This window comes from Ancylobacter sp. IITR112, assembly GCF_041415945.1.
Classification (GTDB): domain Bacteria; phylum Pseudomonadota; class Alphaproteobacteria; order Rhizobiales; family Xanthobacteraceae; genus Ancylobacter.
The window spans coordinates 3138116-3163970 of record NZ_JBGCUS010000001.1; the positions used below are offsets into that span (position 1 = coordinate 3138116).

General features: G+C 69.0%; 22 protein-coding genes and 1 other RNA gene. 9 read left to right on the plus strand and 14 right to left on the minus strand.

What is annotated here, in order from left to right:
- Nucleotides 1-78: 78 nt before the first annotated feature.
- The 3 genes from murG to murD all read right to left on the minus strand — a co-directional run bounded on the left by murG (nt 79) and on the right by murD (nt 3833).
- Nucleotides 79-1191 carry an undecaprenyldiphospho-muramoylpentapeptide beta-N-acetylglucosaminyltransferase gene (gene murG, locus AAC979_RS14955; RefSeq protein WP_371347662.1) on the minus strand — a complete coding sequence of 371 codons (1113 nt, stop codon included), beginning with the start codon at nt 1189-1191 and terminating at the stop codon, nt 79-81.
- Between the two features lie 8 nt (nt 1192-1199).
- Entirely contained in the window at nt 1200-2372 is a 1173-nt protein-coding gene (gene ftsW / locus AAC979_RS14960; RefSeq protein ID WP_371347663.1) for a putative lipid II flippase FtsW, read from the minus strand.
- Nucleotides 2373-2447: 75 nt separating this feature from the next.
- Entirely contained in the window at nt 2448-3833 is a 1386-nt protein-coding gene (gene murD, locus AAC979_RS14965; RefSeq protein WP_371347664.1) for a UDP-N-acetylmuramoyl-L-alanine--D-glutamate ligase, read from the minus strand.
- Nucleotides 3834-3971: 138 nt separating this feature from the next.
- Here murD and AAC979_RS14970 point away from each other — a divergent pair, with 138 nt between their 5' ends.
- Nucleotides 3972-4871: an MBL fold metallo-hydrolase gene (locus AAC979_RS14970; RefSeq protein WP_371347665.1), complete on the plus strand. Its 900-nt coding sequence runs from the start codon at nt 3972-3974 to the stop codon at nt 4869-4871.
- Nucleotides 4872-4980: 109 nt separating this feature from the next.
- Here the strand turns inward: AAC979_RS14970 and mraY are convergent, their stop codons facing one another.
- The 7 genes from mraY to AAC979_RS15005 all read right to left on the minus strand — a co-directional run bounded on the left by mraY (nt 4981) and on the right by AAC979_RS15005 (nt 13070).
- The gene (gene mraY, locus AAC979_RS14975; RefSeq protein WP_371347666.1) at nt 4981-6066 is read right to left on the minus strand and encodes a phospho-N-acetylmuramoyl-pentapeptide-transferase; all 1086 of its coding nucleotides are present in this window, start codon (nt 6064-6066) and stop codon (nt 4981-4983) included.
- An 86-nt stretch (nt 6067-6152) separates the two neighbouring features.
- Complete coding sequence (locus AAC979_RS14980; protein WP_371347667.1) at nt 6153-7604, minus strand: UDP-N-acetylmuramoylalanyl-D-glutamyl-2,6-diaminopimelate--D-alanyl-D-alanine ligase; 1452 nt, start codon at nt 7602-7604, stop codon at nt 6153-6155.
- 4 nt (nt 7605-7608) lie between these two features.
- The gene (locus AAC979_RS14985; RefSeq protein ID WP_371347668.1) at nt 7609-9096 is read right to left on the minus strand and encodes a UDP-N-acetylmuramoyl-L-alanyl-D-glutamate--2,6-diaminopimelate ligase; all 1488 of its coding nucleotides are present in this window, start codon (nt 9094-9096) and stop codon (nt 7609-7611) included.
- Between the two features lie 38 nt (nt 9097-9134).
- Complete coding sequence (locus tag AAC979_RS14990) at nt 9135-10940, minus strand: peptidoglycan D,D-transpeptidase FtsI family protein (RefSeq protein ID WP_371347669.1); 1806 nt, start codon at nt 10938-10940, stop codon at nt 9135-9137.
- Between the two features lie 15 nt (nt 10941-10955).
- A complete protein-coding gene (locus AAC979_RS14995) occupies nt 10956-11549 on the minus strand; it encodes a hypothetical protein (RefSeq protein ID WP_371347670.1) in 594 nt (197 codons plus the stop codon).
- Between the two features lie 7 nt (nt 11550-11556).
- Nucleotides 11557-12594 (minus strand): 16S rRNA (cytosine(1402)-N(4))-methyltransferase RsmH, encoded by a 1038-nt coding sequence (rsmH, locus tag AAC979_RS15000; protein ID WP_371347671.1) that lies wholly within the window; start codon nt 12592-12594, stop codon nt 11557-11559.
- The gene (locus AAC979_RS15005; RefSeq protein ID WP_371347672.1) at nt 12591-13070 is read right to left on the minus strand and encodes a division/cell wall cluster transcriptional repressor MraZ; all 480 of its coding nucleotides are present in this window, start codon (nt 13068-13070) and stop codon (nt 12591-12593) included. The genes rsmH and AAC979_RS15005 overlap by 4 nt, the downstream gene beginning before the upstream one ends.
- Nucleotides 13071-13362: 292 nt before the next feature.
- On the opposite strand from AAC979_RS15005, the gene AAC979_RS15010 reads away from it, so the two are divergent.
- The 4 genes from AAC979_RS15010 (at nt 13363) to dapB (ending at nt 16296) form a co-directional block, all read left to right on the plus strand.
- A complete protein-coding gene (locus tag AAC979_RS15010; protein ID WP_371347673.1) occupies nt 13363-14160 on the plus strand; it encodes an N-acetylmuramoyl-L-alanine amidase in 798 nt (265 codons plus the stop codon).
- Nucleotides 14161-14400: 240 nt separating this feature from the next.
- Nucleotides 14401-14919, plus strand: coding sequence for a lytic transglycosylase domain-containing protein (locus AAC979_RS15015; protein ID WP_371347674.1), 519 nt, complete (start codon nt 14401-14403; stop codon nt 14917-14919).
- Between the two features lie 108 nt (nt 14920-15027).
- An RNA gene (gene rnpB / locus AAC979_RS15020) (RNase P RNA component class A) lies at nt 15028-15406 on the plus strand.
- 80 nt (nt 15407-15486) lie between these two features.
- On the plus strand, nt 15487-16296 hold the full coding sequence (dapB, locus tag AAC979_RS15025; RefSeq protein ID WP_371347675.1) for a 4-hydroxy-tetrahydrodipicolinate reductase: 810 nt from the start codon (nt 15487-15489) through the stop codon (nt 16294-16296).
- 16 nt (nt 16297-16312) lie between these two features.
- Here dapB and AAC979_RS15030 read toward each other — a convergent pair whose 3' ends face one another.
- The 4 genes from AAC979_RS15030 to AAC979_RS15045 form a co-directional block, all read right to left on the minus strand.
- Nucleotides 16313-17626, minus strand: coding sequence for an extensin family protein (locus AAC979_RS15030; RefSeq protein WP_371347676.1), 1314 nt, complete (start codon nt 17624-17626; stop codon nt 16313-16315).
- Nucleotides 17627-17796: 170 nt separating this feature from the next.
- Nucleotides 17797-19200 carry an NAD(P)(+) transhydrogenase (Re/Si-specific) subunit beta gene (locus AAC979_RS15035; RefSeq protein WP_371347677.1) on the minus strand — a complete coding sequence of 468 codons (1404 nt, stop codon included), beginning with the start codon at nt 19198-19200 and terminating at the stop codon, nt 17797-17799.
- An 8-nt stretch (nt 19201-19208) separates the two neighbouring features.
- Entirely contained in the window at nt 19209-19685 is a 477-nt protein-coding gene (locus AAC979_RS15040; RefSeq protein ID WP_371349068.1) for a proton-translocating transhydrogenase family protein, read from the minus strand.
- Between the two features lie 346 nt (nt 19686-20031).
- A complete protein-coding gene (locus AAC979_RS15045) occupies nt 20032-21207 on the minus strand; it encodes a Re/Si-specific NAD(P)(+) transhydrogenase subunit alpha (protein WP_371347678.1) in 1176 nt (391 codons plus the stop codon).
- A 517-nt stretch (nt 21208-21724) separates the two neighbouring features.
- Between AAC979_RS15045 and pyk the strand changes: the two genes are divergently transcribed.
- The 4 genes from pyk to AAC979_RS15065 all read left to right on the plus strand — a co-directional run bounded on the left by pyk (nt 21725) and on the right by AAC979_RS15065 (nt 25795).
- Nucleotides 21725-23272 carry a pyruvate kinase gene (pyk, locus tag AAC979_RS15050; protein WP_371347679.1) on the plus strand — a complete coding sequence of 516 codons (1548 nt, stop codon included), beginning with the start codon at nt 21725-21727 and terminating at the stop codon, nt 23270-23272.
- 182 nt (nt 23273-23454) lie between these two features.
- Nucleotides 23455-23853 (plus strand): GFA family protein, encoded by a 399-nt coding sequence (locus AAC979_RS15055; RefSeq protein ID WP_371347680.1) that lies wholly within the window; start codon nt 23455-23457, stop codon nt 23851-23853.
- A gap of 76 nt (nt 23854-23929) precedes the next feature.
- Complete coding sequence (locus AAC979_RS15060) at nt 23930-25090, plus strand: acyltransferase family protein (protein WP_371347681.1); 1161 nt, start codon at nt 23930-23932, stop codon at nt 25088-25090.
- Nucleotides 25091-25234: 144 nt separating this feature from the next.
- Nucleotides 25235-25795, plus strand: a complete 561-nt coding sequence (locus AAC979_RS15065; protein ID WP_371349069.1) for a TetR/AcrR family transcriptional regulator — start codon at nt 25235-25237, stop codon at nt 25793-25795.
- Nucleotides 25796-25855: the final 60 nt, after the last annotated feature.

Consider the following 25855-nt stretch of genomic DNA (forward strand, 5'->3'; position numbering starts at 1 on the left):
GCAGGAATAGACGAGCGTACCGCCCCCGTCACCGGGCCTTTGGTGGGGGTGGAGCGAGGGCGGAGGACGCGCGCCGGGCTAGACATGGATCCTGCCGGTGGCGACGACCAGCGCCGCCAGTCGCTCGGCGGCGTCGGCGCGGCCCATGGCCCGGGCCATGCTCGCCATGGTCTCCAGCCGCCCGGTCTCGCCCGCGAGTCGGGTAATGAGGGCGGCGAAGCTCGCCGGGGTGAAATGGCTCTGCGGCATCACCACCGCCCCGCCGCCTGTGGCGAGTGCGGTGGCGTTGGCGAGTTGGTCCTGGTCGAGCGCGCCGGGTAGCGGCACGAGGATGGAGGGGCGGCCAATGACGGCGAGTTCCGCCACCGTCATCGCTCCCGAGCGCGAGATGACGAGATGCGCGCCGGCGATGCGGGCCGGCAGATCGGCGAAGAAGGGCGCGACCTCCGCCGCCACGCCGAGGCGGGCATAGGTGGCGCGCACCGCCTCCAGATCTTCCGGCCGCGCCTGCTGCACGAGGCGCAGCCGGGGGCGCAGCGACGGGTCGATCCGTTCGACACCCGCCGGCACCACCTCGCTCATCACCCGCGCGCCCTGGCTGCCGCCGGTCACGAGGAGATTGATCGGGCCGTCCGCGGCGAGCGGGGCGAAGGGGATGTCAGCCGCCGCGATCACCGCCGGGCGCACCGGATTGCCAGTGTGCTGCGCCTTGGCAGCAAGGGCGGGGATGCTGGCGCAGATGTCGGGGTAGCCGGAGGCGATGGCGGTGACGCGCGGGGCGAGCAGCTTATTCGCCCGCCCCATCACTGCGTTCGCCTCATGGATCAGGGTGGGGAAACCGGCATAGTGCGCGGCGAGAATCGGCGGCACGGTGGGATAGCCGCCAAAGCCGACGACGACGGCGGGCTTGAGCGCCCGCATCAGCCGGAAGCCCTTCACAAAGCCCAGCCCGAGCGTGAGCGCGGTACGCGCCAGCGCCACCGGCGAGCGCCCGCGCACCGTCTCGGCCGGCAGGACGTGCAGCCGCCGCGCCGGGAAATGACCGGCATAGCGGGCGGCTCGCGAATCAGTGACGAGATCGACCTCGATCCCGCGCGCGGACAGCACGCCCGCCAGCGCTTCGGCCGGGAACAGGTGGCCGCCGGTGCCGCCGGCGGCGAGCAGGACGAGCGGAGGGGAAACCTGCGTCATGTCGCGTCTCACGCCGGGCGCGGCAGCGGCGCGCCGAGACGGGTGCCGAGCCTCTCCAGCTCCGCCAGCGTCGCGGTGCGCGGGCGTCGCCGTGTCAAAGCCAGCAGCATGCCCATGCCATAGGCCAGCGACAGCAGCGAGGAGCCGCCATAGGAGACGAAGGGCAGCGTCATGCCCTTGGCCGGCATCATGTGCAGGTTCACCATCATGTTGATGCAGGACTGCAGCCCGAACAGCATGGCAAGGCCCGCCGTGGCGAAGCGCACGAAGGGATCCTCATCGTTCAGCGCCCGCGAGAGCGCGCGCAGCACGATGAAGGCGAACAGGCCGGCGATGATAAGGCACAGCACGGCGCCGAATTCCTCACCGGCGACCGCGAAGATGAAATCGGTGTGCCCATCCGGCAGCACTTTCTTGAAGCTGCCTTCGCCGGGCCCCTGCCCCAGCCAGCCGCCATTGAGAAAGGAGTTGATGGCGAGGTCGATCTGGTAGGTGTCGCCGGAATCCGGGTTCACGAAGCGGTCGATGCGCTGGGTGACGTGCGGCACCGTCTTATAGGCGAGGAACAGGCCCGCCGCGCCGATGCCGCCGAGGCCCACCACCCAGATGATGCGCAGCCCGGCCAGGAAGAACAGGCTGCCCCACACCAGCGAAACCAGCATGGTCTGGCCGAAATCCGGCTGCATCACCAGCGGCGTCACCACCATGCCGAGCAGGCCGATGGCGAGAAACTGGCCTGGCATTTCCGGCCGGCGCACGCTTTCCGAGAACAGCCAGGCGGCGATGATGACGAAGCTGGGCTTGAGGAATTCGGACGGCTGCACCGTGATGCTGGCGATGTTGAGCCAGCGCCGGGCGCCCTTCACCTCCGGCCCGATCACCAGGGTGGCGCAGACGAGGGCGAGAAAGAACAGGAACAGCACCAGCGCGATGCGGCGGATGTTGCGCGGTGAGAGGAACGAGGTGGCGAGCAGGATGATGAGCGCCGGCACCAGGAACATCACCTGCCGGTTAACGAAGTGAAACGGGTCGGGGATGCCGATCCGCGCCGCCACCGGCGGGCTCGCCGCCAGCGCCAGCACGATGCCGATGATCATCAAGGCGGCGAGAGCGCCGAGCAGCAGCCGGTCAATGGTCCACCACCACTCGCCAACCACCGTCCTTTCGGCACGCGATATCATATACGCCACTCCGGAAAACGCATTGCCAGAGTATGGGACGGTTAAGGTTGACGCCGGCTTAATGCCGGCATCGCCTCATGCCGCCGGCAGGGCGTTGACGAGCGCGCGGAAGGCATCGCCGCGCACCTCGAAATTGCGGTACTGGTCGAAGCTGGCGCAGGCGGGCGAGAGCAGCACGACGGGATGAGCAAGTCCCGAAGCCGCCGCGTCCGCCGCCGCCCGCGCCACCGCCACATCGAGCGTGCCACACAGCTCGAACGGTATCTCATTACCCAGCGTCGCGGCGAATTCCGGCGCGGCGACGCCGATGAGATAGGCCTTGCGCACCCGCGGAAAGAACGGCCGCAGCGGCTCGATGCCGCCATCCTTCGGCTTGCCGCCGGCGATCCAGAAAATGCCCTCGAAGGAGGTGAGCGCACGTTCCGCCGCATCGGCATTGGTTGCCTTGGAATCATTGACGAACAGCACCTTGCCGAGGGTGCGCACCTGTTCCATGCGGTGGGCGAGGCCGGGGAAGCTCGCCATGCCGGTGGCGATCACCTCCGGCGCCAGACCGAGGGCACGGGCGGCGGCGAAGGCGGCGGCGGCGTTCTGCGCATTATGCGCCCCGCGCAGCGAGCCTATGCCGGCCAGCGACAGGGTGAAGGACCGCACCCCATTCTCCGCCACGACGAGATCGGAACCATCGAGGAATATGCCGGTTTGTAGCGGCCCGCGCACCGAAACCCGCACGACATTCGTGCCCGCCGCTTCCGCCCGGTCGGCGATGGCGGACGACCAGTCGTCATCGACCCCGACCACCGCCGTGCCGCCCGCTTCCACACCGACGATGAGGCGTTCCTTGACCTCGGCATAGTGCTCCATCGTGCCGTGCCGGTCGATATGGTCAGGCGACAGGTTGAGCAGGATGCCGACGGCCGGGTCGAGAGTCGGGGCGAGGTCGATCTGGTAGGAGGAGCATTCGATCACATAGGCGCGCCGCCCCTTCGGCGGCTCCAGCCCGAGAATGGCCGGGCCGAAATTGCCGCCGATCTGCACGTCGCGCCCACCGACCTTGAGCAGATGGGCGAGCAGCGCCGTGGTGGTCGACTTGCCATTGGTGCCGGTGATCGCGGCAAAGGCCGGCCGGCCGGCGGCGCGGCGCTCGCGGCAGAACAATTCGATATCGCCGATGATCTCAACGCCGGCGGCCTGCGCCTTCTTCACCGTCCAGTGCGGTTCGGGATGGGTGAACGGCACGCCCGGCGCCAGCACCAGCGCGGCGAAGTCCGCCCAGTCGGCCTCGGCGAGATCGCCGGTCGGAATGCCATCGGCCGCCGCCTTCGCCACCGAGGCGGGCGAATCGTCCCACGCGATGACCCGCGCCCCACCGGCGCGCAGTGCCCGGGCGGTGGCGAGGCCCGAGCCGCCGAGCCCGAACAGGGCGACGGAACGGTCCTTCAGCGTGGAGACGGGGATCATGGAAGCAACCTCGACAAAGGGCCGCCGGGAGAGGAGCGGCACGGGCGCCTCTGGCTAGCGCATTTCGCAGGGCGATGAAATGATCGGTGGCTCGCGCGCGTCGATGACGGCCCCCTCCCCCCAGCCTGAGAGCCTGCCATGCCCGCCCCCGCTTTGCTTCCCCTCGCTTCGACCATGCGCGTGTTGCGGCCGCATCCCAACATCTACGCCTTCTATGACGGTCGGATCGACGGCGCGCGGGCGCATTCCGCAGCGCCGAACTGGCTCGACGACGGCGCCTATGCGCTCGGCGTCTGCGTCTATGCGGTGGTGGATGGGCATGAGGCCCTGCTCTACGACACCCACATCTCCATTCCCCACGCGCAGATGATGCGCCGGACGCTGGAGGAGGCGGGCGTCACCTCCTTCCGCGTGGTGCTGAGCCATTGGCATGACGACCATGTCGCCGGCAATGCGGTCTTCGCCACGGACGAGATCATCGCGCTCGACCGCACGGAGCGGACGCTTGCCGCCAACCGGGTGGCGCTGGAGAATGGCGATCCGCCGATCTTCCCGTTGGTCATGCCGAACAAAATCATCACCGGCCCGACCGAACTCACTGTCGGCCGGCTCACGGTGAAGCTGGAGCCGGCGGAGATTCACAGCCATGACGGGCTGATCCTGCTGCTGCCGCAACTCGGGGTGATGCTGGCCGGCGACACGCTGGAAGAGCCGATCACCTATGTCGCCGAACCGGAGCGCCTGCCGGTGCATCTTGAGGAGCTCAAGCGCATCCGGCAGTGGGGCTATGCCCGCATCCTGCCCAATCACGGCGCGCCTGACGTGATCGCCGCCGGCGGCTACGGCCCCGAACTGATCGACGCCACGCTGCGCTATGTCAGCAAGCTGCTGCACACGCGCATCGACATGGCCCTGGCCGACCAGGACCTTTCCACCTTCATCGCCGGCGATCTCGCCGCAGGGACGCTGGCCTATTTCGCCCCCTATGAGGCGGTACACGCCGCCAATGTGAAGAAAATGCTGGCGCTGCCGGGGTGAGGATCTGAAGACCCGTCATCCCGGACGGCCGCAGGCCGATCCGGGATCGCGTACCATGCACGGATGACGATCCCGGTTCTCGCTGCGCTCGGCCGGGACGACAGAAAACTCACCGCAGCTTCAGCGTCGAGAGACCGATCAGCGCCAGCACCACCGCGATGATCCAGAAGCGGATGACGATCTGCGGCTCGGTCCAACCCTTCTGCTCGAAATGGTGGTGGATCGGCGCCATCTTGAACACGCGCTTGCCGGTGAGCTTGAACGAGGCGACCTGCACGATCACCGAGACCGCCTCCAGCACGAACAGCCCGCCGATCACCGCCAGCACGATCTCGTGCTTGGTGGCGACCGCGATGGTGCCGAGCAGGCCACCCAGCGCCAGCGAACCGGTATCGCCCATGAAAATCTGCGCTGGCGGCGCATTGAACCAGAGAAAGCCGATGCCGGCGCCGATGATCGCCCCGCAGATCACCGCAAGTTCGCCGACCCCGGCGACATAGTGGATCTGCAGATAATCCGCGAACAGCACGTTGCCGGAGAGGTAGGAGATCATGCCGAAGCTGGCCGCCGCCACCATGACGGGCACGATGGCGAGGCCGTCGAGGCCGTCGGTCAGGTTCACCGCATTGCCGGCGCCGACGATGACGAAGGCGCCGAGGATGACAAAGAACCAGCCGAGATCGAGCAGCAGGTCCTTGAAGAAGGGGAAGGCGAGCGAAGAGGAGAGCGGCTCGCGCCCGACATGCATGATGACCACCGCGGCGGTGCCGGCGATCAGCGCCTCGATGGCGAGGCGCGACTTGCCCGACAGGCCGTTATGGGTCTGCTTGGTCACTTTCAGATAGTCGTCATAGAAGCCGATCAGCCCGAAGCCGGTGGTGACGAACAGCACCACCCAGACATAGGGGTTGGACAGGTTTCCCCATAGCAGCGTCGCGACCATGAGCCCCGAAAAGATCATGAGCCCGCCCATGGTGGGGGTGCCCTTCTTGGTCAGGAGGTGCGATTGCGGCCCATCGGTGCGGATCGGCTGGCCCTTGCCCTGTTTCAGCCGCAGCATGGCAATGATCGCCGGGCCGAACATGAAGACGAACAGCAGCGCGGTGATGATCGCCCCACCGGTGCGGAAGGTAATGTAGCGGAAGACGTTAACCGCCGGGACGCTTCCCTGGAATTCGGCGAGCCATTGCAGCATGGAAGATCAACCTTCAGAGGGGCAGGCCGGCAGGCCGCGCCGGGCAATCGGAGATGCCCGGAATCGGGAAAAGTGACCGGCGCGGCTCATTCCGATGTTTCCGCCGTTTCCGCAAGACTGCCGGCGGGAAAACGCTCGATCAGCGCGCGGGCGAGCGGGCCCATGCGGCTTCCATTCGAGCCTTTGACCATGATCACGTCGCCGCCGCGCAGCCGTGGCGCCACCAGCGGCAGCAGCGCCGCCGCGTCCGGCGCCCAGGCGCCGCGGCGGTTCTCGGGCAGCGCCTCCCACAGCGCCCGCATCAGCGGGCCGGCGCAGAAGACAAGATCGGCGACCGAGGCGGCACCCGCCAGCTCGCGGTGCATCGCTTCGCCCTGCGGGCCGAGTTCCAGCATGTCGCCGAGCACGGCGAGGCGCCGGCCGCGTCCCGTCGGCGGCGTGGTGCCGAGCACGGCGAGCGCGGCGCGCATCGAGGCGGGATTGGCGTTGTAGCTCTCGTCGATCAGCGTCGCCATCCCGGCCTTGACCGCCAGCGTGGTGCGCACCCCGCGCCCGGGCGGCGGGCCAAGTTCGGAAAGAGCGAGCGCGGCGAGGCATAGATCCGCCCCCGCAAGCTTGGCCGCCGCCAGCACGGCGAGCGCATTCTGCACGATGTGCCGGCCGGGAAGGCCGACCTTGAAGCTAACGCTTTCGCCCATGATGTCGGCCATGGCGGTGGACATATGCGGCTGAAGATTGACGCTGGTGAGCCGCGCCTGCGCCTCATCCGCCTCGCCAAAGCCGATGATGGTGTCGATCCCCGCCGCCCGCGCCGCCGCCGCCAGCCGCGCGAAATGCGGATTGTCGCAGTTGAGCACCGCCGCCCCGCCCGGCTCGACGCCGGTGAAGATTTCCGCCTTGGCGTCGGCGATGCCCTCAATGCCCTCGAACTGGGCGATGTGGACCGGCTCGATGGTGGTGATGATCGCGACATGCGGGCGCACCATATCGACCAGCGTGGCAATCTCGCCGGCATGGTTCATGCCGAGTTCGAACACACCATAGGCGCTGTGCTGCGGCATGCGGGCGAGGGACAACGGCACGCCCCAGTGATTATTGTAGGAGGCCGCCGAGGCATGGGTCGGGCCGTCCGCACCCAGCGCCAGCGCGAGCGCCTCCTTGGTCGTCGTCTTGCCGACCGAGCCGGTAACGCCGACGATGCGGGCGCCGGTACGGGCACGAGCGGCCCGGCCGGTCTGCTCCAGCGCCGCCAGCACATCATCCACCGCCAGCAGCGTCGCGCCTTCCGGCATCTCGGCGAGGCGCGCATGCTCGACCACGCTCAGCGCCGCGCCGCGCGCCTGCGCCATGGTGACATAGGCATGCCCGTCGCTGTTATCGCCGCGAATGGCAAAGAAGGCGTCGCCCGGCTGCAGCGTACGGGTGTCGATGGACATGCCGCCAATGGCCCCGGCGGGCAGGCCCGTCAGGGTGCCGCCGGTTGCCTGCGCCAGCGCCTCCACGGTCCAGAGCGGCGATGCGGCCGAACCCGCCTTCATGCGGTCAACTCCCCAGCAGCCCGGCCGCTGTGTCGCGGTCGGAGAATGGCAATGTCCGGTCGCCGATAATCTGGCCGGTTTCGTGACCCTTGCCGGCGATCAGCACCACGTCTCCCGGGCCGGCTGCGGCCAGGGCGGCTTTGATAGCCTCCGCCCGGTCGCCGATCTCCCGCGCGCCCGGCGCGCTGGCGAGGATGGCAGCGCGGATGGCGGCGGGGTCTTCGCTACGCGGATTGTCATCAGTGACGATCACCACATCGGCCTTCTCCGTGGCGATGGCGCCCATGATCGGGCGCTTGCCGCGGTCGCGGTCGCCGCCGCAACCGAACACCACGATCAGCCGCCCGGTCACATAGGGGCGCAGCGCATCGAGCGCATTGGCCAGCGCGTCGGGCTTATGGGCATAATCGACGAAGACGCCGGCGCCGCCCTTCGTGCCGACGAGTTCCAGCCGCCCCGGCACGCCCTCCAGCGTCTCCAGCAGCGGCAGCACCTCGCGAGCCGTGGCGCCGGTGAGCAGGACCAGGCCGGCGGCGACGAGCGCATTGCAGGCCTGGAAGGCACCGACCAGCGGCAGGGTGAGCGTGTGGCGCGCGCCGGCGACCTCGATCTCCAGCCGCTGGCCGAGGCCTTCATCGCGGCGCGCCAGCAGCGAGATGCCGGCCCCGGTGACGCCGATGCCGAGCACGTTCAGCTCATGCTCGGCCGCGACCTGTGCGACATGGCTGCCCTCGGTGCTGTCCACCCATATCGCCGCTCCGCCGCCGCGCGGCACGAGATCGCGGAACAGCCGCATCTTGGCGTCGAGATAGGCGTCCATGCTCGGGTGATAGTCGAGATGATCGCGCGAGAGATTGGTGAAGCCGCCCGCCTTCAGCCGCACCCCGTCGAGCCGGTGCTGGTCGAGCCCGTGCGAGGAGGCTTCGAGGCACAGATGGGTGACGCCTTGTTCGGCAAGATGATGGAGGCTTCGGTGCAGTTCGATCGGATCGGGCGTGGTCAGCGAACCATAGACGGCACCGGACGGCGCCACCACGCCAAGCGTGCCGAGGCTCGCAGCGGAGAAGCCGAGGCCCTGCCATATCTGCAGGGTGAAGGCGGCCACCGAGGTCTTGCCCGACGTGCCGGTGACGGCGGCGATGGTCTCCGGCTGGCGCGGAAAGGCCCGCGCGGCGGCGAGCGCCACGGTGCGACGGGCATTTCCGACGCGGACATAGGAAATGCCGGGGTCGAGCCAGTCCGGCCGGTCCGCCTCCGCGACGACCGCGACGGCGCCGCGTGCAATGGCTTCCTGCGCATGGACGAGACCATCGGTCTTCGTTCCCGACAGGGCGAAGAACACGTCGCCGGCCCGCACGCTGCGGCTATCGAGCGAAGGCTCGCCCACGGCCAGTTCCGGATCGGCGCCGGCATAATCGGCATCTGCGCCGACCAGCCCCCGCAGGGTGAGGCGGCGGGCGCAGTCGACGGTGGGGTGCGTCCGGTCAGGCATGGCGTCGTCCTGCGCGCCGCAGCGGGCGCCCTTTCACATCACTGAGCGCGCGCCAGCGTGGTGTTGGCGAGCAGGCTTTCGGCCGGCGGTACGTCCGTGCGCGGCATGATGCCGAGCATCGGCCCGATGCGCGAGATGATCTTGCCGGTCGTCGGGGCGGCGTTCCAGCCAGAGGTTGCGAAACCGTAAGTACCCTCGGCAGGCTGCGGCTCATCGAGCATCACCAGCACGAGGTACTGAGGATTGTCCATCGGGAAAATGCCCGTGAATGTGGTGAGCAGCCGGGTCTTGGAGTAGCGCCCGTTGATCACCTTCTCGGCCGTGCCGGTCTTGCCGCCGGCATAGAAGCCGGGAACGTTGGCCTTCTTCGCTGATCCCTTCTCCGCATTGAGTCGCAGCAAATAGCGCAGCTTGGCGCTGGTTTCCGGCTTGATAACCGGGGTGGCCAGCGCCATCGCCTCCGCCTGCGAGCGCTTGAGGAAGGTGGGGGGGATGAGATAGCCGCCATTGACCAGCGCGTTCACCGCCATCACCGCCTGCAGCGGCGCCACCGCGAGGCCGTGGCCGAAGGCGATGGTAGCGGTGTTCACCTCACCCCAGCGCTTGGGCACGATCGGCATCGCGCTCTCGGGGAGTTCGGTGCGCAGCCGGTCGAGCTGTCCCACCTTGGCGAGGAAGGCCTTGTGCGCGTCCACGCCGAGCGCGAGCGCCATTTTCGCCGTGCCGATATTAGAGGAAACCAGAAATATCTCGGGAAGCGTCAGCACCCGATTTTCCGCGTGGTAATCGCTGATCTTGAAGCGGCCGAAGCTCAGTGCCCCGCGCGCATCCACCGTCGAGTTGATGTTGAAGCGGCCGCTGTCGAGCGCCATGGCGAAGGTCAACGCCTTGAAGGTCGAGCCCATCTCGAACACGCCGGTGGTCAGGCGATTGAGATTTTTCGGGTCGAGCGAGCGCGCGGGATCATTGGCGTCGAAATCCGGCAGCGAGGCCATGGCGACGATCTCGCCGGTGCGCACATCCACCACCGTGCCGGCGGCGGCGATGGCCTTGAATTTCTCCTTGGCGGTGAACAGCTCGTCGCGCAGCACATGCTGCACGCGCAGATCGAGCGCCAGTTCCACCGGCTCCTGCTGCCGGTCGGAGGCGAAACCGGCAAGGTGGAGGTCGGCGAGGCCGCGCGTGTCGACCCATTTCTCGATGCCGGCAATGCCCTGATTGTCGATATTGGTCGAACCGAGCACATGCGCCCCCAGCGTACCGCCGGGATAGATGCGCCGGTTCTCGGTCATGAAGCCGATGCCGGGCAGGCCGAGATTGTGGATCTCGCGCTGCTGCTGCGGGGTTATGTCGCGCTTGAGCCAGATGAAGCCGCGATCGGTGGAGAGCCGCTGGCGCAGTTCGTCGGCATTGAGGTCGGGCAGCACGGCAGTGAGCGCCTCGACCGCCTCGTCGACATCAATCAGCCGGCGCGGTTCGCCATAGAGCGAAGCGGACTTCACGTCGGTGGCGAGGACGAGGCCATTGCGGTCGACAATGTCCGGTCGCGCCGAGGCGACAGCATCGGTGGACACGATCCGGCGCGCCACCGCGCCCTCCGGCGCCGAGGCCAGCATGGCGAGACGCCCGCCAATCGCGAGATAGACCCCGCCAAACACCATCATGCACAGCACGATGCGCGCGCGGGCCACCGCGTGCGGCTCCGGCCGCCCGCGTCCGAAGGCTGCCCGCACAATGGTGACGAGCCCGTTGAGCAGCATTCGCGGCAGGCGCAGCAAAGAGAGCGGCAGGCGCAGCAGGCGCGGTCCGATCCCGGGGGCGGCAGTGCTCGATCTGGAGTTCATGGGACCACCTCGCGCTTACTGGCCGATATCGCCGGGGGGAAGCAGCGGCACGCCCGCCACCGGATTGAGCGGCGCGCCGATGACGCCCTGCGGGCCAGCGGCGCTGCGGCGCGGCGTTCCCATCGTGCCGGCCGGGGGCAGCGCCGAGAGCGGCAGCGGCTCGATGGAGAAAGGCTGCTCGGGCAGCGGGGCGTCGTCCGGAAGGCGGGTGACCGGGGTGCTGCGCGCCGGCTTGGCCGGCTTCGGCGCGGCGGCTTCCCGCGCCGGCGGGTTAGGCGAGGGGCCGTCCACCAGCGCCTCGATCATGCCGCCCAGCGCGTCGCCGCCCGCCTCGGACTTGGCCGGCAGGCTGGCGAGCCGGTCCATATGGTCGACATCGAGCGGCTGCATGTCGAGATGCTTTTCCGCCAGTGCCTGAACGCGATCCGGTGCCGTGCGGCGCGCCCATTCGGCGTGGAGAATGGCGATGCGATCGCGCTCGCCGCGGATTTCGGTCCGCAGCTTGGCGATCTCCTGCGCTTCGAAGGCCGAGGAGTATTTCACATGATAGACCGTGCCCGCCGCGGCGAGCAGCGCGATGACCGAGACGGCGTTGAGTATGCGGAACATCTCGACCTCAGCGGCGGCGCGGGGCATCAAGGACGGGAAGCGGCGGCAGCAGCGAGCCGAGATCGCCTTCGGCATGCGCCGGCGCGGCGGTGCGCGCCGCCGCCCGCAGCTTTGACGAACGTGCCCGCGGATTGGCGGCGCGCTCGTCCTCGCCCGGCTCGACCGCGCCGCGCGCCAGCAGCGTGAAGCTCGGCGCCGCGCCCGCGACCGCCGGCAAATGGCGGGAGCCGGCGGCGACCTTGGAGCGGTTGGCGAGGAAATTCTTGACGATGCGGTCTTCCAGCGAATGGAAAGAGACAACCACCAGCCGCCCGCCGGGCTTGAGGATGCGTTCGGCGGCAGCAAGGGCGCGGGCGAGTTCACCCAGTTCGTCATTCACCGCGATGCGCAGCGCCTGAAAGGTGCGGGTGGCGGGATGCGGCTCATGCGGCTTGGCCCACACCACCTTGGAGACGATGTCGGCAAGCTGCAGCGTGCGCTCGATCGGCGCCTGCGCCCGCGCTTCCACGATGGCGCGCGCCACCGCCCGCGAGCGACGCTCCTCGCCGAAGCGATAGATGAGATTGGCGAGTTCGGCCTCGGAGAGCTTCGCCACCAGATCGGCGGCGGAGGGCCCATCCTGCGACATGCGCATGTCGAGCGGCCCGTCGCGGCGGAAGGAAAAGCCACGCTCGCCCTCGTCAAGCTGCATGGAGGAGACGCCGATATCCAGCACGACGCCATCGACCAACGGCTCGCCCTGCGCCTGCGCCACCGCGTCGAGCGCGCCGAAGCGCTCGGGCACCAGCGTCAGCCGCCCGCCAAAGGCTCCGACCAGCGCCTGCCCGTCGCGAATCGCGTTGGGATCGCGGTCGATGGCGATCACCCGGCACTCCGCGGCGCCGAGAATGGCGCGCGTATAGCCGCCGGCGCCGAAGGTGCCGTCGACATAGACGCCGCCGGGCTGCGGCGCGAGATAATGGAGAACTTCGCCGAGCAGGACAGGCAGATGACGGGCCGGTCCGCCGGCAGCGTCCGTCTCCGGACCGCCGCGACCCGTCATCATGCCCCATCGGCGCGGGAATCCCGCGTCGCCCCCTGGGAGCCGATCTCCTGCTTCAGCGCGCGCACCTTGGCAGTGGCCTCCGCCAGATGCGCCCGGAAGCAACCGGGCTCCCAGATCCTGAAATGATCGCCGAGGCCGACCAGCACGGCCTCGTCCTTGATTTGCGCATGGGCTTTCAGCCCCTCGCTCAGCATCACGCGGCCCTCCGGATCGAGCTTGACCATCTCGATCGCCCCGTAGAGCGCGCCCGCCAGTTCCTCCCGCGCTTCCGAATAGGGCGGATAGCGCGCGATCAGGGCGTCGATCCCCGCCATCAGCCGCGCGCCGCCCGCCTGCAGGGCGGGGCGGTCGAGCGCTGGATGGCAGTACAGATGTTCCAGCCCGTCCCGCGCGAGAAGTGCGCGGTACGGCGCCGGGATCGACATCCGGCCCTTGGAATCGAGCCGCATCGGGTAGGTCGATACGAAACGTTCCATCGGCCGGGCACGCCCCTACGCAAACACGCCCCGCTGCAAGGCTTTCACCACGCGAGAACGGCCCAACGCATGGCGCCGGAATGGCGCCATCGGCCTTGCTTACGCGGTACTGCAACGGGATGATTTGGGATACCATGGGGCACGATGGGCGTCAATGGAATGACCGTTGCGATTCCTCCTTTGTGAGACCTCCACAAGGGTGATTCCGCCGCGGCCGGCATCCCGCGATTAACGCCCCATGAACCTTAAGAATCTGTTGAATCCCCCCTCGGCCGGGATTAGCTGCTGCGCGATGAGCGACACCGACGCCCGCTTCACCCCCGACTCGCCGCTGGTGGCCGAGATCCTGCCCTCGCCGAACCACGGGCCGCGCCTCGGCGTCGCCGGGCCGGACATGCTGCTGCTGCACTACACCGGCATGGAATCGAGCGCCGAAGCGGTCGCCTGGCTGCGCACGCCAGAACGGCAAGTCTCGGCGCATTACGTGGTTCTGGAGGATGGCCGCATCCTCCAGCTTGTGCCGGAGGCGCGCCGCGCCTGGCACGCCGGCGCCGCCTTCTGGGCGGGGGCCACCGACATCAACTCGCATTCCATCGGCATCGAGATCGCCAATCCCGGGCATGATTTCGGCTACCCGCCCTTTGCCGCAATCCAGATCGAGGCGGTGACGGCGCTGGCCAAGGACATTCTCTCGCGCCACCCGATTCCGCCCGACCGTGTGCTCGCCCATTCCGATGTCGCCCCCCTGCGCAAGGACGATCCCGGCGAGAAATTCCCCTGGGAAATCCTGCACCGCTTCGGCGTCGGCCATCTCGTCGACGAGGTGCCGCCGAGCGATGGCCGCTTCTTCATGCGCGGCGAACATGGCCAGCCGATCGAGGCGCTGCAGGCGATGCTTGCCCTCTATGGCTATGGCGTACCGGTCACCGGCACCTATTGCGCGACGACCGAGGCGGTGGTGCGCGCCTTCCAGCGCCATTTCCGCCGCGCGCGAGTGGACGGCATCGCGGATGTCTCGACCCTGGCGACGCTCTACGCGCTCTGCGCCTCCCGCCCGGCGCCGAGGGACCGGGCCGCAGAGACTGCCTGAAATTCCGGCAGGCGGATAATTTAAGCTGAACGCGACAGGATGCTGCGTGTGCCCGCGCGGGCGCGCAAGCATCGTTCCCCGCCGCTGCACGGCCACCACATTGCGCGGTATTCTCGCCGGGTTGCGGCCGCCAGATGTCGGCAATGCGCCCGGCAATGCACGTCATAGGCCACATTCATACCCGATTTTCTGGGCTTTTCCCCGGCCATCGACACCGGAACGAAAGGCCTCCGCCGCATAATGAACGTCTCCCGCCTCCTCTCTGCTTGCCTGATTTCCGCACTCTTCATTCCCGCCTCCACCGAATTGGTCAGCGCCAACTCGATCTTCGAGCGTCCGTCGCCTTCTTCCCGTGAGAAATCGGAGATAGAACTTTCATCTGCCAAGGCCGATCTGATCGCCCTCGTCGATCGCGAAGCCCGCGCCAATGGCCTGCCCATCAGCCTCGCCCGCGCCGTGGTGCGGATCGAAAGCAATTGGAAGCCGCAGATCACCGGCCGCGCCGGCGAGGTCGGACTCATGCAGATCAAGCATCAGACCGCGCGCGGCATGGGCTACAAGGGCTCGCGGGCGAAGCTTTATGAACCCGCCACCAACATACGCTGGGGCATGCGCTATCTCGCCGGCGCCTATCGCCTCGCCGGCGGCGACACTTGCGGCACGGTGATGCGCTATCAGGGCGGGCATGGCGCCAAGCGCATGTCCTCCGCCGCACGCAGCTACTGCTCCAAGGCACGCACCATCATGGCCTCCAACTGACGCCAACGCCCCGCATGCAGGATTCGCCCTGTGGGCGGGGCGGCGCCCATTGCTTCTTCCTCCCCCGCGCACTTGACGGCGGCGCCGCACTCCCGCATGTGCAGACCGCCAGCCGGCCGGACGGCCGCGTCATCGCAAGATGCCGAGGAAAGTCCGGGCTCCACGGAGACACGGTGCCGGATAACGTCCGGCGGGGGCGACCCTAGGGAAAGTGCCACAGAAATCAGACCGCCGCGGGTTCGCCCGGGGTAAGGGTGAAACGGTGCGGTAAGAGCGCACCGCGCGTCCGGCAACGGAGGCGGCACGGCAAACCCCACCGGGAGCAAAGTCGTATAGGGGTGGCACGAAGCTCCGCTTCAGGTCCCGTCTTCGGACAGCCGCCCGGGTTGACTGCTCGAGGTGCCAAGCAATTGGCGTCCCAGAGGAATGGCCGTCACGTGGGAGAAATCCCGCCATACAAAACCCGGCTTATAGGCCGGCTGGCACCCACTCTTCCCCCGCACCATTGGCGCCGGGCTCACGGCTTGCTACGGCTTGGTCGCCGCCAACCGTGAAGGAGCTCACCCCATGGCGATCCGCATCATTCTCGCCGGCGCCACCGGCTGGGTCGGGCGCGCGCTCACGCCCGCCATCGCCGCCGCGCCCGATCTCGAAATCGTCGCCGGCATCGCCCGCTCCCATGCTGGCGCCGATCTCGGCACCGCGCTCGGTGGGGCCGCGACCGGCGTTCCGGTCCTCGCCAGCGTCGCGGAAGCCCTCGCCGTTCCCGCCGATGTGCTGATCGACTACACCAAGCCCGGCGTGGTGAAAGCCAATGCCCGCGCCGCTTTGGAGGCGGGTCTCTGCGTCGTCATCGGAACCTCGGGGCTCGGTGCCGCCGACTATGCTGAACTCGACGACGTGGCGAAGGCGCACCGGAAAGGCCTGCTGGCGGCAGGCAATTTTTCCATCACCGCCACGCTGCTCAAGCGCTTCACGCTGGAGGCGGCAAAGTACGTCGCCGATGTCGAACTCATCGACTACGCCTCGGCCGGCAAGCCGGACGCGCCCTCCGGCACCGGCCGGGAACTCGCCGAAGCGCTGGCGGGCGTGCGTCAGCCGGCGACCTCGCGTCCGGTTGCCGAGGTGGTCGGTGTACCGGAAACGCGCGGCGGCGCCTTGGGTGAAGGCTCGCGCGAGGTGCGGGTGCACGCGCTGCGCCTGCCCTCCTTCGTGCTTGGCGTGGAAGCGATCTTCGGCGCGCCGGACGAGCGGCTCACCATCCGCCACGATGCCGGGTCTTCCGCCGCGCCCTATGTCGCCGGCACGCTGCTCGCCGCACGCAAGGTACAGGGCTGGGTCGGGGTGAAGCGCGGCCTCGACACGCTGCTCGACTGACGCCGTTGCGGCCGACTCAGTCCGCACCGGCCTCGGCCGGCGCGCCGGGAATCGGGCTGGCGAAATCGCGCCCGCCGGTGAACGAGCGGACATTGCCGGTGGCGCCCGTCGGGGTGGTGTCGAGCCCGAGCCATTTCGCCAGCGGAATGCTGCCGGGCGGCAACAGGCCCGGCGGCCGGGTCGGGCTCGTGGTCGGCGGGGCGGCAGGGCGTGCGGCCGGATAGGTCGGCGTGGCAGGATAGGCCGGCACCGGAGGGCGTTGCGCGGGATAGGCCTGAGCCGGATAGGGCTGGGCAGGATAGGGTTGGGCGGAAGCCGCCGGCGCGGGATCGGCGACATAGCCGCCATTGGCGTAAGGGTTGGCCGGAGACGGCGTCAGCGCCATCGGCGCGCCCACAGCGCCCGCCGGCGCCGGACCGGCGGGGTAGGCGGGCGCGGGATAGGCGGGGACCGGCGCCGGCAGCGCCACCGTCGCGCGCGGCGCGGGGGCCAGCGGCGCGACACCCGCCTCATAGGTCTCGCCCTCGGCCCCTTCGGCCAGATCAGCCTCGACCGGCTCGGCCCCGCCTGGGCCGGCCGACATCGGCCCCGTCTGCCAGGATGCGCCATAGGGCGGCGCCTTGTAGGCCGGCGCTTTATACACCGGCAGGCGCGGCGGAATCGGACGCTGCGCCAATGGTTTGCAGGTAGTGGAACCGGAGGCGCGGCGCATCAGGTCGATGTGGATGTGATCGTAATGGTAGATGTTCGATCCGGGCGCCAGAACCACGGTGAAACGCTCGCAGGCATCGGCCTGCACCGTGCGCAGGAAGCCGCGCGCATCGGCGCTGCCCTTCCAGTCCTTGCGCACGGAAATCTCTCGCCCGTCAGCCAGAACGAAGCCGCCAATGTCGAGCCCGTTGCCGAAGGCGTGCTCGGAAATCTTGCCTGTCGCCGCGCCGTTCATCCGCCGGCAGGAATAGGACGACATCTGCTTGATCTTGACCACGGGCTGGCCGAACCAGGCCATGGCGGCAGGCTGGACATCCTGCGTCACCCATTGGTCCACCGCCGAGGTCATCGGGCAGGCCAGCGTCGCGCGCGGGCTAACCTCAACGGATCCTTGCGAAAAAGCCGTGATACGGAAGGCATGGTCCATGCCGCAGGTGCCGGCGCCGTTGATGGCGCGGTCCTGGACGATGAAGGCGGAGGGCGTGACCCGGCCCTCCGCCAGACACCGTTCCTCGGCTTCCGTGCGCCAGGGTTCGCGCTGCTCGAGCCCGAACTTGCAACCGGAAAGCCCCAGAAGGACGAGCGGGGCTACGAAAAACCAGGATACGCCGCGCGTCATGGGAAGAGGCTAGCGGCTCTTGGTTGACAGCGGGTTAAGCCCGCTCCCCCCATGCAAAAAGGCCCGCCTTGGGGCGGGCCTTTTCATATGTGGGCCAATGGCCGATGAGTGCGGTGAGGTGGACGATGAGACCGATCCGGCCGGATCGCGCCCCCCGCCCTTTGCTCCCCTCAATGGCTGAGGTTCTTCACCACGTCCTCGACCATCTTCTTGGCGTCGGCGAACAGCATCATCGTGTTGTCGCGGAAGAACAGCTCGTTCTCCACGCCGGCATAGCCCGCCGCCATGCCGCGCTTGATGAACAGCACCGTCTTGGCCTTCTCCACATCGAGGATCGGCATGCCGTAGATTGCCGAGGTCGGGTCGGTCTTCGCCGCCGGGTTGGTCACGTCATTGGCGCCGATGACGAAGGCCACGTCCGCCTGAGCGAACTCGGAGTTGATGTCCTCCAGCTCGAACACCTCGTCATAGGGCACGTTGGCCTCCGCCAGCAGCACGTTCATGTGCCCGGGCATGCGGCCGGCGACGGGGTGGATGGCGTATTTCACCTCGACGCCTTCCTCCTTCAGCTTGTCCGCCATTTCGCGCAGCGCGTGCTGGGCCTGCGCCACCGCCATGCCATAGCCCGGCACGATGATGACCTTGGAGGCGTTCTTCATGATGAAGGCCGCGTCCTCGGCCGAGCCCTGCTTCACCGGGCGCGTTTCCACCGCCCCGGCCGGGCCGGAGGCGCTGTCGCCGCCGAAGCCGCCCAGGATCACCGAGATGAAGGAGCGGTTCATGCCCTTGCACATGATGTAGGACAGGATCGCGCCCGACGAGCCGACCAGCGCGCCGGTGATGATCAGCGCGGTGTTGGACAGGGTGAAGCCGATGCCCGCCGCCGCCCAGCCGGAATAGGAATTGAGCATCGACACCACGACCGGCATGTCGGCGCCGCCGATCGGGATGATGATCAGCCCGCCCAGCACCAGAGCGGCCAGCACGATGAGCCAGAACACGGTGTGGCTCTCGGTGGCCACCAGCACGCCGATCAGCACCACGATCAGCCCGGCGAGCGAGGCGTTGATGAGGTGGCGCGCCGGCAGCAGGATCGGCTTGCCCGACATGTTGCCGTTGAGCTTGGCGAAGGCGATGACCGAGCCGGTGAAGGTGATGGCACCGATGGCGACGCCCAGACTCATCTCGATCAGCGCCTGGGCATGGATATGGCCGGGATCGCCGATATGGAACGCCGCCGGCGCGTAGAGCGCCGCCGCCGCCACCATCACGGCGGCGAGGCCGACCAGCGAGTGGAACGCCGCCACGAGCTGCGGCATCTGCGTCATCGCGATCTTGCGGGCGATGACCGCGCCGGCGCCGCCGCCAATGGCGAGGCCGCCGAGCACCAGCGCCCAGCCGCCCGGGCCGGCCGGCGGCGCGGAGCCGAGCGTCGTCACAATGGCGATGGTCATGCCGACCATGCCGAAAATGTTGCCCTGGCGGGAGGTCACCGGGCTGGAGAGCCCGCGCAGCGCCAGGATGAACAGCACGCCGGAGACGAGATAGAGCAGCGCGACAAGATTGGCGTTCATGGTCGCGCTCACTTCTTCTTCGAGTACATGGCGAGCATGCGGCTGGTCACCAGGAACCCGCCGAATATGTTCACCGCCGCCAGGATGAGGCCGACAAAGCCGAAGCCGCGCGCCCAGCCCGTGCCCTCGGCCACCGTGTCGACGCCGACCGCGAGCAGCGCGCCGACCACGATCACCGAGGAGATGGCGTTGGTGACGCTCATCAAGGGCGTGTGCAGCGCCGGGGTCACCGACCACACGACGTAATAGCCGACGAACACCGCCAGCACGAAGATGGCGAGCTGGAACACGAAGGGGTCGATCGCCCCGCCGGTCAGCGCATGCGCGGCGTTGCCGGCGAGTTCCGCATAGCTCTGCTGCGCCGCCTGGGCATAGGCCTGCGCCGCTTCCGCCGCCTGCCGCGCCACTTCCGCCGCCATCCGCGCCCCTTCGGCCGCGTTCTGCGCCATCGCCCCCTGCCCTGCCGCCTCGGCGGCGCCGGGCATGTTCTGGGCGAGTATCACGCCCCCTGCCGGATTGGCCATTTCCTCAATTCCCTTGTCTCTGTCTCTTGGCGGCGCCGCTCAGCCTGTCGGCCGGACGCCCGATCGGATCCGTGATGATGTCGTCATCCCGGAACCGCCAGTGGCGGCCTCCGGGATCGCAGGCAAAACAGGCGGGCGCCGGACGGGCGCCGGGCCGGCGGACGTTCCCCTCCCTCTGAACCCCTCATCCCCGGGCTTGACCCGGGGACCCAGCGTGAAGCCGGGCGGCGGGGAAGCCTGGGTGCCCGGGTCAAGCCCGGGCATGAGGGAAGAGGAGGTGTGGCCCGATGCGTGCCCTACGCCGCCCTCACGCCGCCGACGCGCCCTCGGCCGGCGCCGCAGCGGGCTCCGCCGGACGGAAGCCGGGATGCACCACCGCCCCGTCCTTCGTCAGCAGCGTCGCCTTCACCAGCTCGTCGTCCCACTTCACCGCGAGCGCCTTCGACCCCTTGTCCACCAGCGTCTCGACAAAGGCGTAGAGGTTCTTGGCGTAGAGCTGCGAGGCGGTCGCCGCCAGGCGCCCCGGCACGTTGAGATGGCCGACGATCTTCACCCCGTTCGCCGTCGTCACCACCTCGCCCGGCACCGCGCCTTCGACATTGCCGCCGCGCTCAACCGCGAGGTCGATGATGACCGAGCCCGGCTTCATCGACGCCACCATGTCGGCCGACACCAGCTTGGGTGCCGGACGGCCGGGGATCAGCGCCGTGGTGATGACGATGTCCTGCTTGGCGATGTGGCTGGCGGTCAGCGCCGCCTGCTTGGCCTGATACTCCGCCGACATCGCCTTGGCGTAGCCGCCGGAGGTTTCCGCCTGCTTGAACTCCTCGTCCTCCACCGCGATGAACTTGGCGCCGAGGGATTCGACCTGTTCCTTCGCCGCCGGGCGCACATCGGTGGCCGAGACCACCGCGCCGAGGCGCCGCGCCGTGGCGATGGCCTGCAGGCCGGCGACGCCCGCGCCCATGATGAACACCCGCGCCGCCGGCACGGTGCCGGCCGCCGTCATCATCATCGGGAAGGCGCGGCCGAACTCGGAGGAGGCGTCGATCACCGCGCGGTAGCCGGCGAGATTGGCCTGGGAGGACAGCACGTCCATCACCTGCGCGCGGGTGATGCGCGGCATCAGCTCCATGGCGAACAGCGACACGCCGGTGCCGGCGATCTCGCCGAGCGCGGCCTCATGGCCATGCGGGTCGGCGATGGCGATCACCAGCGCGCCCTTATTGGCGCCGGTCAGCGCGGAAGCCTCCGGCCGGCGCACCGCCAGCACAATATCGGCGCCGGCGACGGCGGCGGCATTATCCGCCACCACGCTCGCGCCCGCGCCCTCATAGTCGGAATCGCCAATCCCCGACGCCGCCCCCGCCCCCGACGCGACAACAACCGTCGCACCAAGACCGACATAACGCTTCACCGTGTCGGGACTGGCCGCCACGCGCGGCTCCAGCCGCGCCTCTTCCTTTACAATCGCGATGCGCATTGCCTCACTCCCAAGATCGCCTTCCTCCCGAGAAGGTCATGTCGTTTCAGTCACGTCGCGAGGACGGCCCGGCGGCTTCTGGTGTCGCGCGCGGGCATCCCCCCTGCAATCCGTTCACCGCGCGGCGGACGCTCCCGGGCCCGGCGGGCCGGCGCGGAGATCGCCTGCGCATCACGCCGCGTCGCCCCGGGCGCACCGCCTCGGCGGCAGTCGCGCACCGCCGGCAGTGGAAAACACCGGCGCCCGGGCGGAAGCCGCATGCGTGTTACGCATAGTGGTATACAGAATTCCGCATGCCAGCAAGACGATTCCGGTGGCTCTCCGGCTCACCTTTGGGTCCGGACCGCCACCGGCGCGACTGCCGTAACGGCACGCTCTTGTGATGGGATCCGCCCTCGGCGTCGCGAAAGGGACACGCTGCGGTGCAAGATAACATCCGGGAGACAGACGTAGACTTTTGGTCCATATGAGGGCCTGCCGGTGCCGCGCATCGGCGAGCCCACCGACGGAGGATATCATGGTTAGCAGGCGTGGACGCGCGACCAAAATCGTGGCGACGCTGGGTCCGGCATCTTCGAGCCCGGAGATGATCAAGGCCCTGTACGAGGCCGGGGTCGACGTGTTCCGGCTGAATTTCAGCCATGGCACGCAGGAGAACCATGGCCGCGTGCTCGCCGCCGTCCGGGCGCTGGAAAAAGAGGTCCGCCGGCCGATCGGCGTGCTCGCCGACCTGCAGGGCCCGAAGCTGCGCCTCGGCCGCTTCGAGAACGGTTTTATCAACCTGACCGCCGGCTCCGTCATCCGTTTCGATACGGACCCGACCCCGGGCAATGAGTCCCGCGTCTCCATTCCCCACCCGGAAATCCTCGAAGCCCTCAATGAGGGCTCCACCGTGCTGCTCGACGACGGCAAGGTGCGGGTGCGGGTGGTGAAGAAGGGCGCCGGCTTCATCGAGGCCGAGGTGGTGGCCGGCAACAAGCTGTCCAACAACAAGGGCTTCAACGTCCCCGACGTGCTGCTCCCCGTCTCGGCGCTGACCGACAAGGACCGCGCCGACCTGTTCTTCGCCCTCGACCTCGGCGTCGAATGGATCGCGCTCTCCTTCGTGCAGCGCCCCGAGGACGTGATCGAGGCCAAGGAGCTGATCCAGGGCCGCGCCCAGATCAACCTGAAGCTGGAAAAGCCGCTGGCGGTGGAGCACCTCACCCGCCTCACCGAGCTGTCCGACAGCATCATGGTGGCGCGCGGCGATCTCGGCGTTGAGCTGTCGCTGCCGGAAATCCCGGCGCTGCAGAAGCGCGTGATCCGCGAATCCCGCCGCCTCGGCAAGCCGGTGATCGTGGCGACGCAGATGCTGGAATCCATGATCAGCGCCCCGGTGCCGACCCGCGCCGAAGTCTCCGATGTCGCCACCGCCGTCTATGACGGCGCCGACGCGGTGATGCTCTCGGCCGAGAGTGCCGCCGGCCAGTACCCGGTGGAAGCCGTGGCGATGATGGACCAGATCATCAAGCAGGTGGAGCGCGATCCCGGCTACCGCGCCATCATCGAATCGCAGCGCCCCGAGCAGGGCCATACGGTGGCCGATGCGGTGACGCAGGCCGCCTATCACGCCGCGCTGTCGACCAACGCGGCGGCGATCTGCACCTACACGCTCTCCGGCACCACCACGCTGCACGCGGCGCGCGAGCGCCCGCGCATCCCGATCATCGGCATTGCCAGCCAGCTCTCCACCGCCCGCCGGCTGGTGATGTCCTATGGCGTGCATGTGGTGCATGCGCCGGAGGAGATCCACACCTTCGGCGAGATGGCGGCCAAGGCGACGCAGGTGACGGTGGAGCACGGCTTCGCCACCGAGGGCGACCTCATCGCCATCACCGCCGGCGTGCCCTTCGCCACCCCCGGCACCACCAATGTGCTGCGCCTCGTCACCATCGACAAGACGATGGCGCACCGCACCCCGCGCCCGGAAGAGGCGGGCGATTCCATGCGCCCGCGCGCCGCGGCGATGAAGGCGGACGACGCCGTTCTGCGCTCCGCCCCGGTGGAGCCGAAGGCCGACTGACCCGCCGCACCGCGCGCATACGAACGATTGAAAGGCCCGCCCTCCGGCGGGCCTTTTTCGTGCGCGACCGCCGCGAGGGCCGGTTGCCGCCGGAAGGGGGCCGGGCGCATGCTGGGGCGGAACCTCACCCCGCCACGCGCCGTTGACCGGCGACCTGTCCCTCCACATCGGAGAGTCCGACCATGATCCTGACCGGCGGCTGCAATTGCGGGGAGGTGCGCTACCGGATCGAGGGCGCGCCGCTGCGCACCGGGCTGTGCCATTGCGCCACCTGCCGCAGGCAGTCGGGCTCGGCCTTTTCCTTCTTCGCCATCTGGCCGCGCGCCAGCGTGACGCTGTCGGGCGAACTCGCCTGCTGGCAGGCGCGGGCCGGCGGGGAGCGCTTCTGCCCCGGTTGCGGCTCGCAATTGTTCTGCTGGGAAGAGGGTTCGGACGAGATCGAGGTCAAGCTCGGCACGCTGGACGAGCCGCCCTCCGCGCTGGTGCCGTCCTATGAGCTGTGGACCATCCGCCGCGAACACTGGCTGGCGCCGCAGGAGGGCGCGGAGCAGCACGCGAAGGACCGGCCGGTGGACGAATAACGCCGGTTGACGGCCGGCGCGGCGGCGGCGACATCTGTCGGTATCGTGACGCCACCCTCCCCGCCCCGGGCCGCCCATGCCGCTGCGCATCACCGAGACCGCGCCCTCCCCGTCCGGCGTGAGCCTGCCCGGCGGGCGGGTGCACTGCCTCGACGGGCTGCGCGGGCTCGCTGCCTGTTCGGTGGTGGCGTTCCATTTCTTCTATGCCTTCACCCCCGCGCCCTTCACCGATTGGGGCCGCACCGGCTTCAGCCTGTGGGACACGCCGCTGGCGGTGCTGTGGAACGGGCATTTCGCCGTCGCCATCTTCTTCGTGCTGTCCGGCTTCGTGCTGGCCGCCTCGGCGCCGGGCAGCGCCCGCGAGGCGCCGGCGATGATCGGGCTGCGCTATCTCAGGCTCGCCCTGCCCGCGCTCGCCTCCTCGGTGCTGGCCTTCGCCTGGCTGATGAGCTTTCCCGAGGCGGCGCGCGAGGTGCAGGCGATGACCGGCAGCCGCTGGTTCCGCTGGACCTACCAGCCGCCGATCCCGCCCTTCAGCCAGGCGCTGTGGGAAGGCGGGGTCGGCGCCTTTCTCGGCGGCAGCACCCGCTTCAACAACCCGCTCTGGACCATGCATGTCGAGTTTCTCGGCTCGCTGCTGATCTATGGCGGCTATGCCGTGCTGCCCGGCCGGGCGCGCCCGCTGGCGATGGCGCTGGGCGGGCTGGCCCTTGGCGTGGCGGGCCAGTTCTCGCTCGCCGCCTTTTGCGGCGGCGCGCTGGTGTTCGAGGGCCGGCATCTTCTGCGCGACCATTGGCGAGCGGGCTGCGCGCTGGGCCTCGCCGGCCTCGTCCTCGGCGCCACCTATCCCGGCCATTCCCCCGAGGGCGGGCTGATCCCCTATGTGCTGTCCTTCCTCGGGCGCGACGGCACGCGGCAGATCGGCGCGGTGCTGGTGCTGATCGCGCTGCTGATCACCCCCGCCATGCGCCGCCTGTTCGAGAGCACTCCGCTGCAGAAGCTGGGCGAACTCTCCTTCCCGCTCTACCTCGTGCATGTGCCGCTCATCGTCGCGCCGGCCTGCGCCTTCTATGCCCGCTTCGGCCCGCTCGATACGCCGGCGCTGGCCGGGCTGTTCGCGGCGACCTTCCTCGCCGCTCTGGCGCTGGCCGGCGTGCTGCTGGTCACGGTGGAGCGGCCGGTGCTGGCCGGGCTGCGGGCGGCACGCGCCCGGCTGCGACGCCCGGCGGCGAACTGAGCCCGGCAGCGCGTTGAGGCCGCCGAGCGGATACCCGTCGCCGTGGCGCGTTTCGCAGTTCCGCCCTTTCATGCTTTTAAGAGCTGGCTCCACGCCCCTGCCGGCGTCCCAGCCCCTTCCGAGGTCAGGAGAACCGCGTTGCGGGTGACGAAAACCAAGCTTGCCGAACACCGGCGCTCGATCCTCGCCACGGCCTCGCGACTGTTCCGCGCCCGCGGCTTTCGCGATGTCGGCGTCGCCGAGATCATGCAGGCGAGCGGGCTCACCCATGGCGCCTTTTACGGCCATTTCCGCTCCAAGGCGGAACTGGCCGACCATGCCTGCCGCCACGCCTGCGAGGAAGGCACCCGGCACTGGCTGGCAACGGCCGACCTGACCACTCTTCTCGACCGCTACCTCACCCCGGCCCATCGCGACAACCCGGCCAGTGGCTGCGCCCTTTCCGCGCTGGCGGCGGATGTCGCGCGCCAGTCGCCCGAGATGCAGAAGAGCTATGCCAACGGGCTTGAGGGGTTCATCGGCGCGCTGGAGCGGCACATGAAGGAGCCGACGCCCGAGGCCCGGCGCCGGCAGGCGCTGGCGCTGCTCGCCACGCTGGTCGGCGCGCTGGCCATGGCGCGCGGCGTGGCGCAGGGCGAGCCCGCCCTCGCCGACGAGATTCTCACCGCCACGCGCGAGACGCTGCGCGGGCGTTTCGGCGCGTAAAGGGGGCAAACGCCGTATTGCGCGATCCGGTGCGGGCTGGTCGCATGCGCCGGACACAGC

Excerpts from the sequence above, each read along its gene's own strand:
- AAC979_RS15055 (WP_371347680.1), top strand. The coding sequence starts at position 23,455 with ATGATCCTGACCGGCGGCTGCAATTGCGGGGAGGTGCGCTACCGGATC.
- AAC979_RS14970 (WP_371347665.1), top strand. The coding sequence starts at position 3,972 with ATGCCCGCCCCCGCTTTGCTTCCCCTCGCTTCGACCATGCGCGTGTTG.
- AAC979_RS14980 (WP_371347667.1), bottom strand. The coding sequence starts at position 7,604 with ATGAAGGCGGGTTCGGCCGCATCGCCGCTCTGGACCGTGGAGGCGCTG.
- AAC979_RS14985 (WP_371347668.1), bottom strand. The coding sequence starts at position 9,096 with ATGCCTGACCGGACGCACCCCACCGTCGACTGCGCCCGCCGCCTCACC.
- AAC979_RS15030 (WP_371347676.1), bottom strand. The coding sequence starts at position 17,626 with ATGACGCGCGGCGTATCCTGGTTTTTCGTAGCCCCGCTCGTCCTTCTG.
- murG (WP_371347662.1), bottom strand. The coding sequence starts at position 1,191 with ATGACGCAGGTTTCCCCTCCGCTCGTCCTGCTCGCCGCCGGCGGCACC.
- pyk (WP_371347679.1), top strand. The coding sequence starts at position 21,725 with ATGGTTAGCAGGCGTGGACGCGCGACCAAAATCGTGGCGACGCTGGGT.
- AAC979_RS14990 (WP_371347669.1), bottom strand. The coding sequence starts at position 10,940 with ATGAACTCCAGATCGAGCACTGCCGCCCCCGGGATCGGACCGCGCCTG.
- mraY (WP_371347666.1), bottom strand. The coding sequence starts at position 6,066 with ATGCTGCAATGGCTCGCCGAATTCCAGGGAAGCGTCCCGGCGGTTAAC.
- ftsW (WP_371347663.1), bottom strand. The coding sequence starts at position 2,372 with ATGATATCGCGTGCCGAAAGGACGGTGGTTGGCGAGTGGTGGTGGACC.
- dapB (WP_371347675.1), top strand. The coding sequence starts at position 15,487 with ATGGCGATCCGCATCATTCTCGCCGGCGCCACCGGCTGGGTCGGGCGC.
- AAC979_RS14995 (WP_371347670.1), bottom strand. The coding sequence starts at position 11,549 with ATGTTCCGCATACTCAACGCCGTCTCGGTCATCGCGCTGCTCGCCGCG.
- AAC979_RS15040 (WP_371349068.1), bottom strand. The coding sequence starts at position 19,685 with ATGCCCGGCGCCGCCGAGGCGGCAGGGCAGGGGGCGATGGCGCAGAAC.
- AAC979_RS15045 (WP_371347678.1), bottom strand. The coding sequence starts at position 21,207 with ATGCGCATCGCGATTGTAAAGGAAGAGGCGCGGCTGGAGCCGCGCGTG.
- AAC979_RS15010 (WP_371347673.1), top strand. The coding sequence starts at position 13,363 with ATGAGCGACACCGACGCCCGCTTCACCCCCGACTCGCCGCTGGTGGCC.
- AAC979_RS15005 (WP_371347672.1), bottom strand. The coding sequence starts at position 13,070 with ATGGAACGTTTCGTATCGACCTACCCGATGCGGCTCGATTCCAAGGGC.
- rsmH (WP_371347671.1), bottom strand. The coding sequence starts at position 12,594 with ATGATGACGGGTCGCGGCGGTCCGGAGACGGACGCTGCCGGCGGACCG.
- AAC979_RS15035 (WP_371347677.1), bottom strand. The coding sequence starts at position 19,200 with ATGAACGCCAATCTTGTCGCGCTGCTCTATCTCGTCTCCGGCGTGCTG.
- AAC979_RS15060 (WP_371347681.1), top strand. The coding sequence starts at position 23,930 with ATGCCGCTGCGCATCACCGAGACCGCGCCCTCCCCGTCCGGCGTGAGC.
- murD (WP_371347664.1), bottom strand. The coding sequence starts at position 3,833 with ATGATCCCCGTCTCCACGCTGAAGGACCGTTCCGTCGCCCTGTTCGGG.
- AAC979_RS15015 (WP_371347674.1), top strand. The coding sequence starts at position 14,401 with ATGAACGTCTCCCGCCTCCTCTCTGCTTGCCTGATTTCCGCACTCTTC.